The organism is Imperialibacter roseus (assembly GCF_032999765.1).
In the GTDB taxonomy this organism is placed as follows: Bacteria; Bacteroidota; Bacteroidia; order Cytophagales; family Cyclobacteriaceae; genus Imperialibacter; species Imperialibacter roseus.
The window spans coordinates 5,093,459-5,111,088 of record NZ_CP136051.1; the positions used below are offsets into that span (position 1 = coordinate 5,093,459).

Consider the following 17,630-nt stretch of genomic DNA (forward strand, 5'->3'; position numbering starts at 1 on the left):
CAAGATTACTCCACTACATATTTTTCAATGTAGTCGGAGTTGAGCACGCCCAGCACACCCATGTACTTCATCTGAAAGGTCACTATGTCACCCACCTGATAGTTCCTGTCAGAATTGCCCAAATCAAGCACCAGCATGTCCGAGCTTGCTCCTATCACCGTAACTCCCTTTTCTTCCGGTATGAGAAAATCAGGTGCAATCTCCAGCAGTCCAATATCCACAATGGCCCTGTAAGAGGTCTTTCCTATGTCTTCCTGCCTAATTTCAAAAACTTCGCCTGATGGGTTCTCTGCCAGCTCACCTTCGGGGGTTTTTGGCTTTTGCGTAAGCTCTATGATCTGTGCGTAAAGCTTGAAAACGTCCGTTTGCATGCCCTCCACTGTTCCGCCTGTGAATAAATCGGCTCCAAAATACAGCGTTTCACCAATTCTGAAATGGTTAACGCCTTTCGGCAGCAGCTTTCGTTGTAGCAAAGGAAAAGTGACTGAGGTGCCTCCTGAGACCCAAGGAATCTTCTTATTGAACTTGGTTTCCACCAGCTCTTTGTACAAGCTTAGCTGAACCAGCTTGTCCGGAGACGGCATCACTCCATTCAGGCAGTTGAGGTTCGTGCCCAATCCCACAATCTCAAGGTTAGGCAACTCAAATACCTGCTCATAAAATTCCAGCAGGTGGTCACCCACAACGCCCTCTCTCAGGTCGCCCATCTCAATCATGATAATCACCTTATGTACTTTGCCTTGCCGCATCGCCTCTTTGGACAACAACTGCATGGTGGTGTACTCAGTATTGAAGCTAACGTCAGCATATTTGACAATCTTCAATATATTTTTTTTAGCCGGAGGCTTTATATAAACAGTTTGGACATCGGGATTGATGGACTTCACCACCTTCAGGTTACCTATTCTGGAATCATGGATTTCCCGTGTGCCAAGCTTAATCAGCTCTTCGATGAATGTCCGGTTGCCGCAGAGCAACTTGGACACAACCCCCCACTCAATATTATTCTGTTCGAACCTCGAATTGAGGAAGTCGTAGTTGTGTTTGAGCTTGGTTCTGTTGAGCGTAATATAAGCCATCTTAAAATGATAAATCTACTGAGGGGAACTCAGCAGATGGGTTGGTGTTGGTCAAATTTACTTAAAAAAGAGGAGGTCAGTTTTTCACCAGCCTCATTTCCAGGTATTTATTGGTAAAGCCAAGCTTCTTGTACAAGTGTACAGCTGGATTTTCTGGCTCCACATGTAAGGCAATGTTACCGTCGGCGGAATCAATGGCTTTCTGCATGAGCTGCTTACCTATACCCTGCCCACGGTAATCTTTGTGCATGGCTATGTATACAAGGATGTTCTCAGGTATGTAACCTTCCATGCCAGTTCGGTTTACCACCACAGTCCCCACTATCTTATCTTTTTCTTGATCATGTGCCACCAACACAAACCCGCCTGGCTTCAGGTTATCGTCAAGGGCATAGTCAATGCACTTTAGAATATCTTCTTTTTCATCGCCAAATTCGTCCAGGTGCTTGTGCAGAAATGCCGCAATTAACATGCGCTGGTTCATGCCAACAGTAAGGCCAGGTGTGAGAAGTTCATAGCTTATCATGAGCGTAGGTTTTTTTAGTAGTAACTGAATTTAATATGACAAAAATGGCTGCTGACGCTGAAATACCGAACACATTCGGATCCAGCTGAAGTGGAAGGTCAATAGGTGCAATGCTCAAACCAACAGTGGTAGCGCCACCGACCAGCATCGACCAAAAGGCTGCCGTGCTGGATACCCTGGTACCGAACAGCGCCGCCACCAGCGGAATCAGTAATCCTGACACTAAAAACGCATAGGAGTACAACATAAGTTCAAGTACGTTTTCCATAGTGCTGGCAAGGATAAGCGCTGCTACACCTACTCCCAGCGTTATCAACTGCGACATCCGCAGCGTTGACTTTGAGGTAGCGTCTGAGGTCGATTTAACCCCAAGGATGTCCGTAACAATATTTCCCGAGGCAGCCATCAGGCAGCTGTCAGCGGTTGACAGAATCGCCGAAAAATAGGCCGACATCATCAAGCCAAGCAGACCCACCGGCAAAATATCTCTCAGAAGTAAAGGCAACCCAATTTCTTCATCCATGGTTCCAGCACCAGCATAGCCCACTGCATCAAACATGCCCTGCTCCGCCGCTACTCTGGCAAAAAGACCTAAAACCACGCCCATGATTGCCATAATTGGCCACTCGAAAAGGCCCGCAATAAACCAGGCCTTTTGGGCTTCCTTCGGCCCTTTGCAAGCGTAGATTCTCTGGTACAAAGTCATCCCAACAAACCAAATGGGAATGATGGTCACAGCCCAGTTCACCAGCATTTGCCAGGTAAGGTTATCCCAGCGCAGGAACTCGGGTGGAAGTGTTTGAACAATAGCGTCATATCCGCCAATGGCGTGATAACCCATCGGAATGCCGATGAAGATCAAACCGGCCATGAGAATGATCCATTGAACAGTATCAGTGTAGATCACTGCTTTCAAGCCGCCCATGACAGTGTATACCACTGCTATCACCCCCATAACGAACAGGGCAGTCATGAGATCAAGATCAACAAAAGTGGCCGAGGCGAGTTTAGCACCAGCCAGCATTTGAGAACTCGTAAAGCCGAGATAACCTATGGCAGAAATGATGCCAGCCAGCAAAGCCACCTTTTTGTTGTAGAAAAGTCCGAAGATCTGCGGAAAGGTATAAAGCCCCTCAAGCTTCGACATCTTGCTTACCTTGGGAATAAGCACCACGGCCGAAAGCCAGGCACCAATCAGGCCCGTGAACAACATCCACGACCCTGAAATTCCCATCGTGAAGCCAAGACCACCCAGCCCAATAGAAAAGCCACCACCAACGTCGGTGGCCACTACACTAAGGCCCACGTGCATGCTGCCCATGGACCGCCCGCCTACATAATAGTCGTCGTCACTTTTGTTTTGCCTGAGGAAGAAGAAACCTATCCCCAGCATGATCACCATGTAAATAAAGAAAATGAGTATGTCCAGCCAATGCATTAAGTAGAATCCCTCGCTTTGTTTTAGTTCATAGATACATTAACAGCCAAAACAGCTGGCGACGGCGCTTTCACAACATCTTCTGTGATGCTACCAAATAAAAAGCGTTCAAGGCCGGTCTTATCGTAGGTCTTCATCATGATGAGGTCAGCATCAACCTTCTCGCTGAATTCAACAATAGCTTCGACCTCTTTATCATGGTGTGTAGCATTGACAAAGAACTTCTCAAAGCCTAGTTCCAGGGCTATTTTTTGCATCTTTCCCCTTATTTCATCATCATCATTCAAGTCGGTGTGTACCACATTGACCAGATGAACGGTTGAGTTAAATGAGTCTACCCAGTGACTGATGAAATCGGCTTCAGTGGGAAGAAACCTGCTGACGTCGGTAGGCAGCACGATATTTTTGAACGATTCAGGCAGTACCGAACCCTCCAATGCCAGCACTGGCATATCTGTATGCCTGATAATTCGCTGAACAACTGAGCCCGTCAAGGGATTGCTTCCTTTGAAAGCCTCTTTATGTATCACCAGCAACGACGGATCGTTTTCATGCATAAATTCCTTGATCCCTGCCTCGGGCGACTCCTCAATCTGATGAAAATGAATATCTCTATGCAAGGCATTCATCTCTTCCAACACCCTCAGAAATTCATCCATTCCCTCAAATTTCTGCTCAGTTTTCACCACCTGGGGAATTGCAGCCCCATAGCCTCCCATCAAGCCAACGTTCGGCAAAAAAGCAGCACTTTCAATCGGTTTGAATTGTATGACCTCTATTCGCATCCCCAATGTTTTACCAATCTTGAGGGCGGCTTTCAATGCCATTTTTGATTCAGGCTGAAAATCAAACGGCACCATTATATAATTTTCTTTCCTTTTCATCGGGGATGTTTTTACGGTTAAGATAATGACTGATTACTTGCGTGAAGGGGCTTCTCGAGCCTCGCCAAATCACCGAAGTCGCCAATGTATGTTACACATTCGGCAGTGACCACTATTGGCGTCTTAAGCAACTCTGGATTTTTATTAATAAGCTTCAAAGCGCCTTCAGTATCAGAAATTTCGTGACCCTGAACAATTCGTGAGTCGATCAAACTATTTATATCCACATCCATGGCATTCGCTAAGCTTGCGAAATGAGTAGTTGTGAGCTTCTCCGTTTCAATATCAACCCGCTTAAGCTTAAAGCTGAGCGCTTCTGCTCTGGCGAGCAGTTTTCTGTCTCTTACCTTCGATCTGCTATAAATAAAGGTGGCTACTCTTGGATGGGTTACTAAACTGCTCATTTAACCTCCCATTTTTCGTTTAACCATGCACTAAGCATCCAGTGATGTTTTTCCAGTCCCTGAATATAGCTAGTGAGCATGTCTTCCGTTCCGGTATCATCACTTTCCTGAGCGGTGTGCACCACACTGTGCATGTCGGAAAGAAGGATTCTGATGTCGAGCAAAACCTCCACTACCATTTCCCTGGCAAGAAGCTCCTTTCTAATCTCTTTGATTTCGGCGTTTTCAATGTATTCACCCATCGTACTCATGGGCGTTTGGCCAAAAACCCGTATCCGCTCGGCGATGTCGTCAATGTGCCCTCTGGCCTCATCGTACAACTCTTCAAACTTCTCATGCAACCTGAAAAAATCGTTACCTTTTACATTCCAATGAAAGTTCCTGAGCTTCTGGTAATGCACTGAGTAATTGGCCAATAGCTGGTTTAGACCTTGGGTGATCTCTATGGTGTCTAGGGCAGAAAACCCTAGCTTCTTAAAGTCTTTCTTTTTCGAATTAGTATTCCTGGTTTTCTCTGCGGTAATCATGTCGTCTTCTTTTAAGTCAGAAAATTATTTTAGCCATCTTGCCGGTTGCTCCATAACGGATTCCCGGCACGGCGCTCCTGGCGGACTAGGTCGCTAAGGAAAAAATTGACTGGAAGAAGTGTGAATCGGATTGATATATCTGTTAATTTGATGTTTTGTAAAATTCATAACACTAATATTAACGAGGGTCAATAGAAAATGTTTAATTTTTTTACATAAATTTACTTAAAAGTACACAATTGTTGTGAAAAACAACCGGGCCCTATATCAAAATGTAAATATTTTTTACAAAAAATGAAGTTTTTCGCTGATAACCTGAAATTTTTACGAAAGAAAGCTGGTCTGAGCCAGGAGCAGCTCGGCGAAAGGATTGCCCTCAACAGGGGGAATATTGCCAGTTACGAGAAAGGAACAGCAGAGCCCCGACTTGAGAACGTCCTCAAAATTGTAAAATTATTTAACATTGAGTTGTCCGATCTCCTGGAAAAAGACCTGTCGAACTCAGCGGCGATACAGGAGGAACTAGAAAAAATGGGCCTGCCCAACGAAGCCGCACCCATTCCGGCCGACGAAGCAACCGCTCACCTGAAAGCAGAACTCATCGACAACAGGGCAAGGCTGGAGCGTTTCATGAGTCAATCGGATGACATGCAGAAAATACTTGAGGGATTCAGGCAGTTTCACAAGTTCAAAATGTCGAAATCAAGCGACATCTCCCGTGACGTTAAAAATATTGCCGACGACTACGAAAACTTGCTGGAGGTGATGGACGCCCTGCTGCTATCACATAAAGAGCTTATCAAATTCCTTGACGAATCAAAATAATGTACGGGCTGTTCCATTTTGAAACAGAGCAACACACCCTCCTTGGAATTAATTAATTGGTTATCAGCTACTTATAAAAATGGCATTTCCTTAGCCCTGGATTTTAGCAAAAAAAGTAGCTATGATCAGGAACTACCTTTTGATTGCTTACCGCAACCTTGTAAGAAATAAAACTTTCTCACTGCTCAACATTATTGGACTGGCTGTTGGCATCACAGCCGCCATCACCATTGGGGCATTTATTATTGGTGAGCTCAAAGTTGATGCGTTTCAGCAGGAGGCCAGCAATACCTATTTGCTGCATTGGAAGGAAGATTTAAAGGGTGAGGGTAGCAGAAACGTGGGCCTGACCACCAGACAAGACGCTGAACTACTCAAAGGCCAACTAGCTTCGGTTAGCGACGTCATCAATGTGCGCAACATACGGTCTTCAGTGCAAGTGGGCGACCAAAAGTATTCCAGCGATGTGCTTATGGCAGAGAAGCACTTCTTTCAGTTTTTTGATTTCGAGCTCCTCAAAGGCGACCCCGCCACAGCCCTCAACGATCCATCGTCCGTCATTCTAACAGAGACGCTTGCCAGCAAGTATTTCGGGAGCACGGATCCCATTGGCCAAACGCTCCGCCTGACAGGTGACTTTGAAGTGCCATTGAAAGTCACTGGTATCATCAAAAACTACCCCGACAGCCACATGAAAATCAGTGCGATAGTGCCATGGGAAATCAAAACCACCGAGGGTCAACTCATTTCACAGTGGTACAAGCTCTCGGTGTATACCTATATCAAAAGTGCCTTACCTGTCGACACAAGAGCGCTGGAAAAGGAAATTGAAGCTGTATATGCCAAGGCCGACTATGAGCTTGTGAAGGATCATCCAAGGCTAATCTCCGTAGCTGACATTTATCTCCAGGCAGGCAATTTCGATTTCATGGATGGCTTCCAGTTTGGCAGCCCATCGACTATAAAAACACTAGGCGTAATTGGCCTCCTGACCCTTCTGATGGCCTGCATTAATTTTATCAACGCCTCCACAGCACAATCGATGAAAAGAGCCAAAGAAGTGGGCGTCAGGAAAAGCATGGGTGCTTCGTCGGCCCAGCTAAGGTGGCAGTTCCTGTTTGAGGCAGTCATTATCGTCGCACTGGCATGGGGAATGGGCGCCACCCTTTCCGACATTGGCAAGCCTCTTTTTGCGGAGCTAACGGGTAGAAGCATCTACATCAGCATTTGGCAGGAACAAAGTGGGATTATATTGCTAGTCTCGGTGTTTGTTTTTACAGCCCTGTTCTCGGGCCTTTACCCGTCGCTGGTAATGTCGTCGTGGAGCCCGGTGGAGTCGCTAAAAGGCAAGCTATTAAAGGGCAAAGGAAGCCGAACCTTCAGGGAGCTACTTATTTCTTTCCAGTTTATCGTAACTGTGTGTCTCATTGCCGGCTCACTCCTCATTTACCGGCAAAATCAGTTCATGCTAAACAAGGATCTGGGCTTTGACAAAGAGCAGGTGGTGGTAATGCGGCTGAGTCAAAACTCAGCGATTTTCAAACAACAGCAAGCATTTCTGCAGGAGCTGGCCACCGTGCCCAATGTAGTAGCGGCGTCCGCCGGCATGGATGCACTTGGCAATGGCTACACCAACAACTCCTACTACGCCGTGCCTGAAGGTGGTACTGTCAATGAGAGTGGTGTAATGTCCACCTACTTTACGGTCGACGACAAATTCAGCGACGTGTACAATATAGATGTCACGTCAGGAAGGTTTCTTGACACCAAATTTGCCTCCGACAGCACTGGCGTGGTGATCAACGAAACCCTCGCAGAAGGCCTCGGCTACGACGACCCTGTGGGCCATACTGTTAAAATATGGGGAGACGACAGCCAGCCACTTCATATTGTTGGTGTGATAAAAGACTTTCATTTTCAATCGCTTCATAAACAAGTGCAACCGGCTCTGTGCATTCTTAACCGCATGAACGGCTGGAATATTGCCGCACGGCTCAGCGGAAACGACTACCCGGCTACACTTGACGCCATCAGGGAAAAGTGGGAAAGCATGGAATCAGAGGCAGCATTTAATTACACCTTCCTCGATGAAGATTTCGCCCGCTTTTACAACGACGAACAACGACTGCTCAGCGCCATCAATTTCTTTTCGATATTGAGCATTTTGGTGGCCTGCATTGGCCTTTATGGACTCACCAGCTTTATGGTTCAACAACGCACTAAGGAAATTGGCATCCGTAAGGTGCTTGGTGCTTCCATTTCCGGCATCCTTGTTTTGCTCAACAGAAGGCTGCTGGTGATACTTGGGTTGTCGGTTCTTGTTGCCACACCTGTCACTTTTGCTGCCATAGATGCCTGGCTATCGGCATTCGCTTACAAGGCGGGGATCAGTTGGTGGTCGTTTGGGGCAGCGGGGCTTCTGGTCGCAAGTGTCATTGTGCTGACCGTTTCTGTAATAAGCTTGAACGCAGCGAGACGAAATCCCGTTAGAGTGCTTAGGTACGAATGAGTCCTTACACCGTTGTATACCATCCGCTAATTTGAGCGCATGATGTACCAAATAAACTACTGTAATAGTCGCCCAAAAGTTGTAAATATTTTGATTCAGGAAAATTTATGATGCAATCTTTGGATTTATAAAATGCCAACTTTAGCATTGTATAAAATTTATAGAGTAAGTGATTTCAATTGCTACCCAATTTTTGATAAATGAGAAAGAGTTCGCCTCAAGTAGGTGCGCTTGTTGGTTCTGGTGTTGTCCGGAAACGGAAAGGCATTTAATTGGTGTGGTAGCAAATCGAGAAAACGAACAATAGCACCATCCAAAATATAAATAAAAGCCTTTCCAACTATAAAAGTGGAAAGGCTTTTTTGTTTTTATCCCAAGAAAATTCAGCCATGCAAAGTTTCAGAAGTGAGCTAGAAGACATCAACAACCCGGTCATTGAGAAAGACATCATTGACCTGGCAGACAAAATTTCAAAATTCAGGAACCTGCAGATCGACGACGACAAGTTCCGTAGTGTGCGCCTTGCAAGAGGAGTGTATGGTCAACGACAGCCTGGCGTACAAATGATCAGGATCAAACTGCCCTATGGCAAAATAACTACCCGGCAGCTGGTGCATATAGCCAATTTGTCGGATGAGTTTGCCAGCAGTACCCTGCATGCCACCACACGGCAGGACATTCAGATTCACTATGTAAGCCTCGACAGGACACCCGAACTTTGGGCAAAGCTTGAAAAAGAAAAAATCACACTTAGGGAGGCCTGCGGTAACACAGTAAGAAATGTAACCGGATCTGCCAAAGCGGGCATTGACCCCAACGAGCCATTTGATATCACGCCTTACGCCCAGGCAACATTTGAGTACTTTCTGCGCAACCCTATTTGCCAGGAAATGGGCAGAAAGTTTAAAATTTCCTTCTCCAGTTCCGACGAAGATTCGGCGTTCTCTTTCATCCACGACATCGGGTTCATTGCCAAAGTGAAGCAGGTAAACGGAAAAGAGGTTAGAGGTTTTAAAGTGGTTGTGGGAGGCGGCCTTGGTGCGCAACCGATGCTAGCCCAGGTAGCCTATGAGTTCATGGAGGAAGATCAAATCATTCCGTTTGCCGAGTCACTCTTGCGGGTTTTCGATAGATATGGTGAAAGGGCACGCCGTCAAAAGGCACGCATGAAGTTCTTGATGGCCGAAATCGGGTTGCAGGGCTTACTTGATCTGGCCAAAGCTGAATATCCGGCGCTCAAACACAAGACGTTTCGTATTGATACCACATCAGTACAGCAGCCTGAACCGCAGCCAGAGGGAAAGGTATATCCGGAAGTAAGCATCGACAATGAGGCTCGGTATCAGCTATGGCTGCAAACGAACGTTTTTCCTCAAAAGCAAAAAGGCTTCTTCGCTATCGGGCTTAAAACCCAACTTGGCAACCTGAGTTCCGACAAAGCAAGGGCGCTTGCAGAGGTCGTCAGGGAGTTTGCAGCGGATGAACTCAGAATTACTGTTACTCAAGGCTACATACTCAAGTTTGTAAGGGAAGAGGCACTTCGGGGTCTTTACGTGGCATTGGACAAACTGGGGCTGGCCAATCCCGGTTTCGAATCGACTGCTGACGTGGCTGCCTGCCCAGGCACCGACACGTGTAACCTGGGCATTTCCAGCAGCTATGGCATTGCTGTTGAACTGGAGAGGGTAATGACCGAAGAATTTCCCGACCTGGTGAAAAACAGTGACATCAGCATTAAAATCAGCGGTTGCCCCAACTCTTGCGGGCAGCATGGCATTGCTGGCATAGGCTTCCACGGCAGCTCTCAGAAAAAAGACGGGCTGGTTCTCCCTGCCCTGCAAGTGCTTCTCGGTGGGGGAGTTGACGCCGACGGCAATGGCCGTATTGCTAACAAAGTGATCAAGATCCCCAGCAAAAGAGGCCCGGAAGCACTGAGAGTGCTACTCGCCGATTATGACGAAAATGGCAACGATGGCGAGTACTACAAAGATTATTTCGCCCGACAAGGCGACAGGTATTTCTATACTTTGCTGAAGCCACTTACTTCGCTGGACGATCTTTCAGATTCTGATTTTGTAGACTGGGGCGAAGAACAGAATTTCAAGGTGGAAACAGCTGTTGGCGAGTGTGCAGGTGTGATCATTGACCTGGTGGCTACGTTGTTCTATGATTCTGAGGAAAAGCTCGACTGGGCGAATGAAGCCTTTGCGGAGGGCCGCTGGGCGGACTCGCTTTATCATAGCTACAATGTGTTTGTGACTTCTGCCAAGGCGTTGTTACTTTCTGAAGATGTGAAAAACAATACGCAGATAGCCATCATCAGAGACTTTGACAGAATTTTTGTTGAAAAAGGTGAGTTCACTTTCCCGGAAGGAAGCTTCGAAGCACACATCACCAAAATAAGCAGCAACGAGCCTACAAAGGCGTTCGCTGGCACATTTAAGGAGGAAGCGGCGGCATTTATTGAGAAGGTAAAAGCTACCCGTACCAAGCAGCTCATTGCATCCAATTAACCTTTCAACCAGCAACTGACAATGAATATTCAGGCAAAAAAACTTCCAAAAGTTTCCCTGGTTGGCGCCGGCCCGGGTGACCCTGAGCTAATTACGCTGAAAGCAGTGAAGGCCTTGCAGTCGGCTGATGCAGTGCTTTACGACGCCCTGGTTAACGAGGAACTGGTCGGCTATGCCCCTGCGTCGGCCGTCAGGCTTTTTGTAGGCAAAAGAGCCGGTAGACATAGCTACAGGCAGGAGGAAATCAATAAACTGATTGTGGAGCATGCCTATCACTACGGGCATGTGGTACGCCTGAAAGGCGGAGATCCTTTCATTTTCGGTCGTGGACAGGAAGAAATGGATTACGTGAAAAGCTTTGGGATTGACGTGGAAGTAATTCCTGGCATCAGCAGTTCGCATGCCGTTCCAGCTATAAACAATATCCCCCTTACTGCCCGAGGCATGAGCGACAGCTTTTGGGTGATTACGGGTACCACCAGTGGTGGCAAAGTATCGAACGATCTCTACTATGCTGCCCAATCAAATGCCACTGTTATCATCCTGATGGGGATGAACAAGCTGAAGGAAATTATGGGAATCTTTTCCAGGTTTCAAAAAGACGAAACGCCCGTCGCTATTATTCAGAACGGCAGCCTGCCCAATCAAAAAATGGGTATTGGCACTGTGTCGAGCATTACCTCTATTGCCCGGGAAAAAAGACTCGGCAGCCCAGCCATTATCGTTATTGGTGAAGTGGTAAAAGTTGCGCAGAAAGAAGAATTCATGGCAACGATACTGGAACAACTGGAAAAAAAGTCATGAGCCAAAATACGCTTTTTCCGGTTTTCCTGAAACTCGAGAACTTCAACACGCTGCTTGTGGGAGGTGGCAATGTGGGGCTCGAAAAGCTTACTGCATTGCTGGTCAACAACCCACTGGCCAATGTAATGGTTGTTGCCGATCGCTATTTAGAAGAAACTGAAAAGCTGGCAAAAAGCTCCCCCAATGTGGTGCTGACCTACAGGAAGTTTGAATTTGACGACCTGAACAACAAGCAGCTGGTGATACTGGCGACAGATAATTTTGAACTTCACAAAGAAATCAAACTAAAGACAACGGAGCTGGGCATTTTGACCAATGTGGCAGATACTCCGGCGCTGTGTGATTTTTACCTTGGCTCTATCGTTCGCAAAGGAGACCTGAAAATTGCCATCTCTACGAACGGCAAGTCGCCCACCCTGGCCAAGCGCATGCGACAGTACCTGGAGGAAGCTATCCCCGACAGCATGCAGTCGTTGTTGGACAATATGAAAACCTTTCGGGACAAACTGAAAGGCGACTTCTCAACAAAATTGGAAGTGCTGAACGATCTCACCTCATCGATGATTGAAAAAGAAAAGAAAGACAATTAAGAACCCTTCACGCTTAACACACCTCTTCACAGTTGGAAGGGAGGAATAGGTAAAGAAAAAGGACTCGCCTGCTGTGAGTCCTTCTCTTTTTTATGGCGATCATATTTCACACCGCCGACAGCAGTTGCGGCGGATTTCAAGGATCAATCTATATTTCTGGGGATTGAATGTTTCGTTTGTGACTAAATAAAAAAGCAAAAGGTCCAAGCGAGACGCATTGAACCAGTTTTGCTTTTTTATGACCGCACGGGAATTGGATTTGAAAGGTAATCCCCCAGATTTCCCGCTTGATCCAATTTCAAAGGGAAGTTGATGCTTGTTTTTGCTTACCTTTTGTTTGCCACTACAAAACAAACCTGTAGGTGAACTTGAAAAGGAAAATATTGTGCCCCCGTTCATCAAAGTCAAAAGAGTATTTGTCATGATCAGGATGGGAGTCGTAGAAGGCACCATTTCTTTCCCTTGTCCAGACCAGGAACAGTGTGGAGCCAGGTATATACTCCCATCGAACGACCATATTGGAGCGGAACTGTCCAAAATTGAAATCCGGTTTTCCGAAGGAGTAATCGGACGTGCCATCGTTGTTTTCATCAACAAAATATTGGTCGTTGCCGGTTGACATGACACTGGCAGGAAGCGGAATGTAACGCTGACTGTACTCCGAGGCGCTGGCGTCGGTGATGGATTTAAACTCGCTATATTTTCCTGAAGTGCCGAAAGGCTGCCCGTAGTATTGAACCGAAAGATTCGGAGTGATCATGTACGTAGCCCTGAACACAACCCTGGCCGTGGTCTGGTCTATTGTCCCCATTATGTACCTGCTACCATCATCTGTGGTGGGCGACGAAACATATTGTAATTGATTCTTGCTGGTTTCAAAGGTTGGAGAAACAGAAATGTTCAAAGCGTTGGTTGGCCTCAGTGTAAAATTAAAATATAAGCCAGCATATCTGCGATAATTCTCCCTACCGACCCCAAACTCAGGATTTACGTTGACATGAAATTTTTTCCTTGGATCGGTGCCTGTGTAAGCCCAGAAATTGAACATGCCGGGATAAGCAATGGTTGGGCCGCCCCTCAAATCAGCGTTGGAAGCGCTTCGGACTCGGTAGGTAATGCCACCGCCCGACTGCCAAAAGTTTTTGAACTCGGCGTGCGCATTCACATTGTATCCTTCGTTGAGGCTACGCCAGCCAAAATCGTACTCTTTCCACTGGTTGATATTATAGCGCTGCCACCGGGTTATGCCTTTGGCCTGCAGTATCCGGTATTGCATCCAGAACCACTGCGAAATATTGTCTGTTTGCGCCAGGTAACCAATATCATTCAATTCGAACCCCGGCGACTGCCAAACAATGCCGAGGTCGCTGATAAGGTTACCACTTTTCTTCCCCACAATCACCTCACCGCCTGTGCCTGTTAGCGACGTGCGTGTTGGGTCGTACTCGGTGTGATCGTTATCGGGCCGCTGAAAATAACGCTCAGACGACAGCTGCGTATTGGAAATGGCCTCAGCACTTCCCTTTACATGGCTCATCATTATTTTGCTGCTGACGTAGTATTTTCTTTCACTCCAGTTGTGCAGAAAGTCGACACCTGCAGAGTACGCCGCATCATGCAGCCAATCCAGCTGCTGGTCTTTAATATTGCGGTTTACGCCAGTTACAATGCCGCCAAGTATCGAATTTCCCTTGTTAATATCCTGCTGCCCCCGGGCTACAAAGTAATTAGTGAACGGCTCAATTGCCTCTTTTCTGATATGGCCGAGGCTATCAATTTCCGCATACTCTTTCGAGGTCGCACTTTCAAGGATTCCCCAGGAGAATCCTTTTTTATTCTTGCCAGTCAGCTTGGCAGCGCCAAGAATGGTTGTCCGGTTGTTGGGCTTTACGTATTCGTCGACAGCATCGGGGCCAGAAGCATCCGTATCTACCCCTCCTTGCGGCTGCCTGCCAATCCGGCGTGAGTAGAACAGGATGTTGTTATCGTTTTGCGAAACAGGAAAATTGAGGGTATTGTTTCCTTCGGTAAAGAAGGGTCTTCGTTCCTGAAAAAAAAGCTCGAAGGCGCTCAGATTGACCTGCGAAGGATCCGCCTCCACCTGTCCAAAATCGGGGTTAACGGTAAGGTCAAGTGTGACGTCGCTGGTGATTCCGATTTTTGCGTCAAGGCCCACGTCTGCTCCGGCAGAACGGCCAGTTAAGTAAGGGTTGCCCTCTTCCTTTTCAAAGCGCTCCATCTTTGTAACTACATACGGCTGAATCTCCAGCTGCTTCTGTGGCTTTATTCCCTTAATTCCAGTCATTTCACCCATCAGGTGGACATAACCAGCAGCATCAGGAGGGATATACTGCCACTGCGAGCGCTCCTGGTTGCGGAAGTAAAGGCGCTGCACTTGTATGCCCCAGGTTAACTCTGGTTTTTCAGCAAATCGGAGCTGGCTTAGCGGAATTCTTATTTCGGCGACCCACCCTTCTTCATCAATGCTTGTTTTGAGATACCAAATAGGATCCCAACTGTCGTCCCAATTGTCGCCGTTGTTCGAAATGTACTCATCTCCCTTTACACCGGAGACGGAGGAAGTGAAAGAAAACGCAGTTCTTTTGTCGTAGTAGCTGTCAATATTAATTTCTACCCAGTCGCCATCGAATCCGTCTCTCCGTGACATCCGCCTTACTATTTTGTCGGGCTCAGGGTCGTAGCACCTGAAAGCCACGTAGAGGTTTTTAGCGTCGTAAAGTATCTTAAACTTAGTCTGCACTGTGGCTGGCTTGCCTTTGTCGGGGTTTACCTGCCGAAAATCGCCCCCGGCCCAGTCTACCTCTTCCCACACAGGGTCGTTGATGTAGCCGTCGATTTCGGGAGCGGCTCCAATAATGTGAGCCGTGGTGTATGATTTAGTAGAGTTTGACTGAGCCTGAGCAAAAAAATGACCGGCCACCAATAAAAATAAAATGGTATGCTTCATTGAGAGTGATAGGATTTCTACTGTATATCACTCCCAAAGACACCAAACGTTACAATTCCGACGCAAATTATTTCAGAAATACTCAAGCAAAGGACGGGCTGATGAATCAGTCGGCAAAGTTCAAAGTCCCGTTTCTTTGCGTGATACACTTTTTATAAAGCGACAAGGATTCCGTTACTCCGTTCGTAGCGACCCAGCCGGGTTTCTTATCGCCGCCTTGATCGATTGATAGCTCACTGTCAGCACTGAAATGAGTACTGCAGCGCTGGCGGCAGCAACGAAGAACCACCATTTCAACTCAATGCGGTAAGCGAAACCTTCCAGCCAGCCGTCCATGGAGTACCAGGCTATTGGCACGGCAATGAGGCAGGCTACAACCACCAGCTTCAAAAACTCCTGTGAAAGCAAAAACACTATGCCCTGCACAGAGGCTCCCAGCACTTTGCGTATGCCAATCTCTTTTACTTTTTGCTCTGCCGTAAAAGTGGAAAGACCGAACAAACCAAGACAAGCGATAAAGATGGACAGCCATGTAAAGTTTTGGATCAGGCCAGCAAACTCTTCGTCGCTTTCGTACTGGCGACCGAATTCTTCGTCAAAGAACGTATATTCATAAGGGTGGGCTGGCAACATCGTTTTCCACATGCTTTCCATTGAAGCGAGCACTTCTTTAGTTTGAGAAGCATCTATTTTCACTGACAGCGTTGAGGTCGGATTGGGGTTGAAGGCAATGATGATGGGCTCAATTTTGTGACGCATACTGGCGAAGTGAAAGTTCTTCACCACACCCACGACAGTTCTTTCAGCTGGCCCATACCCAATCTTTTTTCCAACTGGCTCGTCCCAGCCCAAAGCTGCCGCCGCTGCTTCGTTGATAATCAGGCTTTGCTGCTCGTCGGCAGGAAAGTCCTTTGAGTAATTTCTCCCTTTTACTATTTCCATGCCCATGAGCGGAAAGTAGTCCTCATTGACTGACATCACGCTCACGATCCACACGTCATCAGGGTCGCTTCCCTCCGGCCTGATGCCCCGGCGCCCGAAACCCCGGCCCGGCATGCTCGAAGAGTAGGCGGCTGACAAAACGCCTCTCTGCTGTAGCAGCTCATTTTTCATGGCCTCAGCCTTCTGCTGAACAGTCTGGTCGCTCAGGCTTAACGTAATAACCTGCTCTTCCGAAAAGCCCTTGTCGATGCTTTTGATATAGTTGAGCTGCCTGCCAACCACCACTGTTCCAATGATCATGGTGACAGAGGCAGTAAACTGAATGATCACCAGCAACCTTCGAAGCCAAACACCACTTTTCCCTGTTTTAAAGTTGCCACGAAGCACCTTGAGAGCCTGGAAGCCAGACAAGAAAAAGGCTGGATAAAAGCCGGCCAGCACCCCGATGCCCAATGTAATGCCTAAAATGCCCACCACGGTGGAAGCATCAGAAAGTAGGTAAACCAACAGGTTATCCGGGATACCAAAATCAAGGTAGCTCGACAAGAGACCAACTGCCAGCAGAGACACGAGCATGGCGATGGTGCATAGCAGGATGGCTTCACTTAAAAACTGAACCACTAATTGCGGTTTGTAGGCGCCCAATACTTTGCGCATGCCCACCTCTTTGGCTCGATTGGCCGAGCGGGCTGTACTGAGGTTCATAAAGTTGAAAGTGGCGATCAGAATGACAAACAAGCCCACCATCAGCAGCGTGTACACATAGTTGAGATCGGTTTTTTCAAAGTTGAAATTGTCAAACAGTATTCCTGTTGAGCTCAGATGCACGTCGCTGAGGGGTTGCAAGGTGACCGAAAAGTTCTCACCCACATCATTCTTTCTAATCAGCGCTTCCATATCTGCTTCTGTAGCTTCCTCGCTGGCACCAGGCTCAAGTACCGCATAAGTGGTAATAGCAATCGACCGCCAGGTACTCAGAAACTGCCTGGTAGAGCTGTCCGCCTCGGTAGGCACCAGCGATGCCAGCACATCGAACCTCAGGTGTGTGTTTGTTGGCAGGTCTTTTACGATCCCCACCACTTGCATATTGGTTGAGTTGTCAATCTCAAAGGTCTTTCCCATGGGGTCTTCTACCCCAAACACTTTTTTGGCGAAGCTTTCTGTCAAAACCGCTGTGTTCGGGTTCAACAACACTGTTTCCTTATTGCCCGCCAGCAGCTCCAGGTCAAACACATTGAAAATCGAGTTTTCAACATAGGCGCAGTTCTCCGTGTAAAGCGGCACATCGTTGTACTCGACCAGGTTTCGGCCACTGTAGCTGATCCGGGTGGTTTCTTTCACCTGACTGAGTTCTGTCTTCATGGCGGGGCCAATAGCAGGCATGGTAATCCCGACCAGGTTGCTGCTGACTCCCAGCGCCTCATCGATGGTGAGCACCCGGTAGATGTTGTCCTTTTGGGTGTTCCAGTCGTCGAAACTGAGCTGGTTTTTGGCAAAAAGAAAAATGAGCATGGCACATGTGAAGCCAACGATGAGCCCTCCAAGGTTAATGATGGAGGTTTCCCTGCTTTTCAGGAGATGCCTGAAAGCAAGTTTGAGGTAGTTTCCAATAAGCATAATT

13 protein-coding genes are annotated in these 17,630 nt (G+C 47.3%); 5 read left to right on the plus strand and 8 right to left on the minus strand.

Features of this window, described 5'->3' with window-relative positions; translation table 11 throughout:
- Nucleotides 1–5 precede the first annotated feature (5 nt).
- The 6 genes from RT717_RS21480 to RT717_RS21505 form a co-directional block, all read right to left on the minus strand.
- Entirely contained in the window at nucleotides 6–1,079 is a 1,074-nt protein-coding gene (locus RT717_RS21480; RefSeq protein ID WP_317488409.1) for an alanine/ornithine racemase family PLP-dependent enzyme, read from the minus strand.
- A gap of 76 nt (nucleotides 1,080–1,155) precedes the next feature.
- Nucleotides 1,156–1,605: a GNAT family N-acetyltransferase gene (locus RT717_RS21485; protein ID WP_317488410.1), complete on the minus strand. Its 450-nt coding sequence runs from the start codon at nucleotides 1,603–1,605 to the stop codon at nucleotides 1,156–1,158.
- Nucleotides 1,592–3,043, minus strand: a complete 1,452-nt coding sequence (locus RT717_RS21490; RefSeq protein ID WP_317488411.1) for a sodium:solute symporter family protein — start codon at nucleotides 3,041–3,043, stop codon at nucleotides 1,592–1,594. The genes RT717_RS21485 and RT717_RS21490 overlap by 14 nt, the downstream gene beginning before the upstream one ends.
- Nucleotides 3,044–3,066: 23 nt before the next feature.
- Nucleotides 3,067–3,927, minus strand: a complete 861-nt coding sequence (locus RT717_RS21495; protein ID WP_317488412.1) for a universal stress protein — start codon at nucleotides 3,925–3,927, stop codon at nucleotides 3,067–3,069.
- Between the two features lie 17 nt (nucleotides 3,928–3,944).
- Complete coding sequence (locus RT717_RS21500; protein WP_317488413.1) at nucleotides 3,945–4,331, minus strand: arsenate reductase family protein; 387 nt, start codon at nucleotides 4,329–4,331, stop codon at nucleotides 3,945–3,947.
- Complete coding sequence (locus tag RT717_RS21505; RefSeq protein WP_317488414.1) at nucleotides 4,328–4,858, minus strand: Dps family protein; 531 nt, start codon at nucleotides 4,856–4,858, stop codon at nucleotides 4,328–4,330. Before RT717_RS21505 ends, RT717_RS21500 begins: the two co-directional genes overlap by 4 nt.
- 294 nt (nucleotides 4,859–5,152) lie before the next feature.
- On the opposite strand from RT717_RS21505, the gene RT717_RS21510 reads away from it, so the two are divergent.
- The 5 genes from RT717_RS21510 to RT717_RS21530 all read left to right on the plus strand — a co-directional run bounded on the left by RT717_RS21510 (nucleotide 5,153) and on the right by RT717_RS21530 (nucleotide 12,099).
- Complete coding sequence (locus tag RT717_RS21510) at nucleotides 5,153–5,683, plus strand: helix-turn-helix transcriptional regulator (protein WP_317488415.1); 531 nt, start codon at nucleotides 5,153–5,155, stop codon at nucleotides 5,681–5,683.
- Between the two features lie 121 nt (nucleotides 5,684–5,804).
- The gene (locus RT717_RS21515; RefSeq protein WP_317488416.1) at nucleotides 5,805–8,192 is read left to right on the plus strand and encodes an ABC transporter permease; all 2,388 of its coding nucleotides are present in this window, start codon (nucleotides 5,805–5,807) and stop codon (nucleotides 8,190–8,192) included.
- A 389-nt stretch (nucleotides 8,193–8,581) separates the two neighbouring features.
- Nucleotides 8,582–10,705 carry a nitrite/sulfite reductase gene (locus RT717_RS21520; RefSeq protein WP_317488417.1) on the plus strand — a complete coding sequence of 708 codons (2,124 nt, stop codon included), beginning with the start codon at nucleotides 8,582–8,584 and terminating at the stop codon, nucleotides 10,703–10,705.
- A gap of 21 nt (nucleotides 10,706–10,726) precedes the next feature.
- Entirely contained in the window at nucleotides 10,727–11,509 is a 783-nt protein-coding gene (cobA, locus tag RT717_RS21525; RefSeq protein ID WP_317488418.1) for a uroporphyrinogen-III C-methyltransferase, read from the plus strand.
- Complete coding sequence (locus tag RT717_RS21530; RefSeq protein WP_317488419.1) at nucleotides 11,506–12,099, plus strand: precorrin-2 dehydrogenase/sirohydrochlorin ferrochelatase family protein; 594 nt, start codon at nucleotides 11,506–11,508, stop codon at nucleotides 12,097–12,099. The genes cobA and RT717_RS21530 overlap by 4 nt, the downstream gene beginning before the upstream one ends.
- A gap of 343 nt (nucleotides 12,100–12,442) precedes the next feature.
- Here the strand turns inward: RT717_RS21530 and RT717_RS21535 are convergent, their stop codons facing one another.
- Nucleotides 12,443–15,067 (minus strand): DUF5916 domain-containing protein, encoded by a 2,625-nt coding sequence (locus RT717_RS21535; RefSeq protein ID WP_317488420.1) that lies wholly within the window; start codon nucleotides 15,065–15,067, stop codon nucleotides 12,443–12,445.
- Nucleotides 15,068–15,241: 174 nt separating this feature from the next.
- Nucleotides 15,242–17,626 (minus strand): ABC transporter permease, encoded by a 2,385-nt coding sequence (locus tag RT717_RS21540; RefSeq protein ID WP_317488421.1) that lies wholly within the window; start codon nucleotides 17,624–17,626, stop codon nucleotides 15,242–15,244.
- Nucleotides 17,627–17,630: the final 4 nt, after the last annotated feature.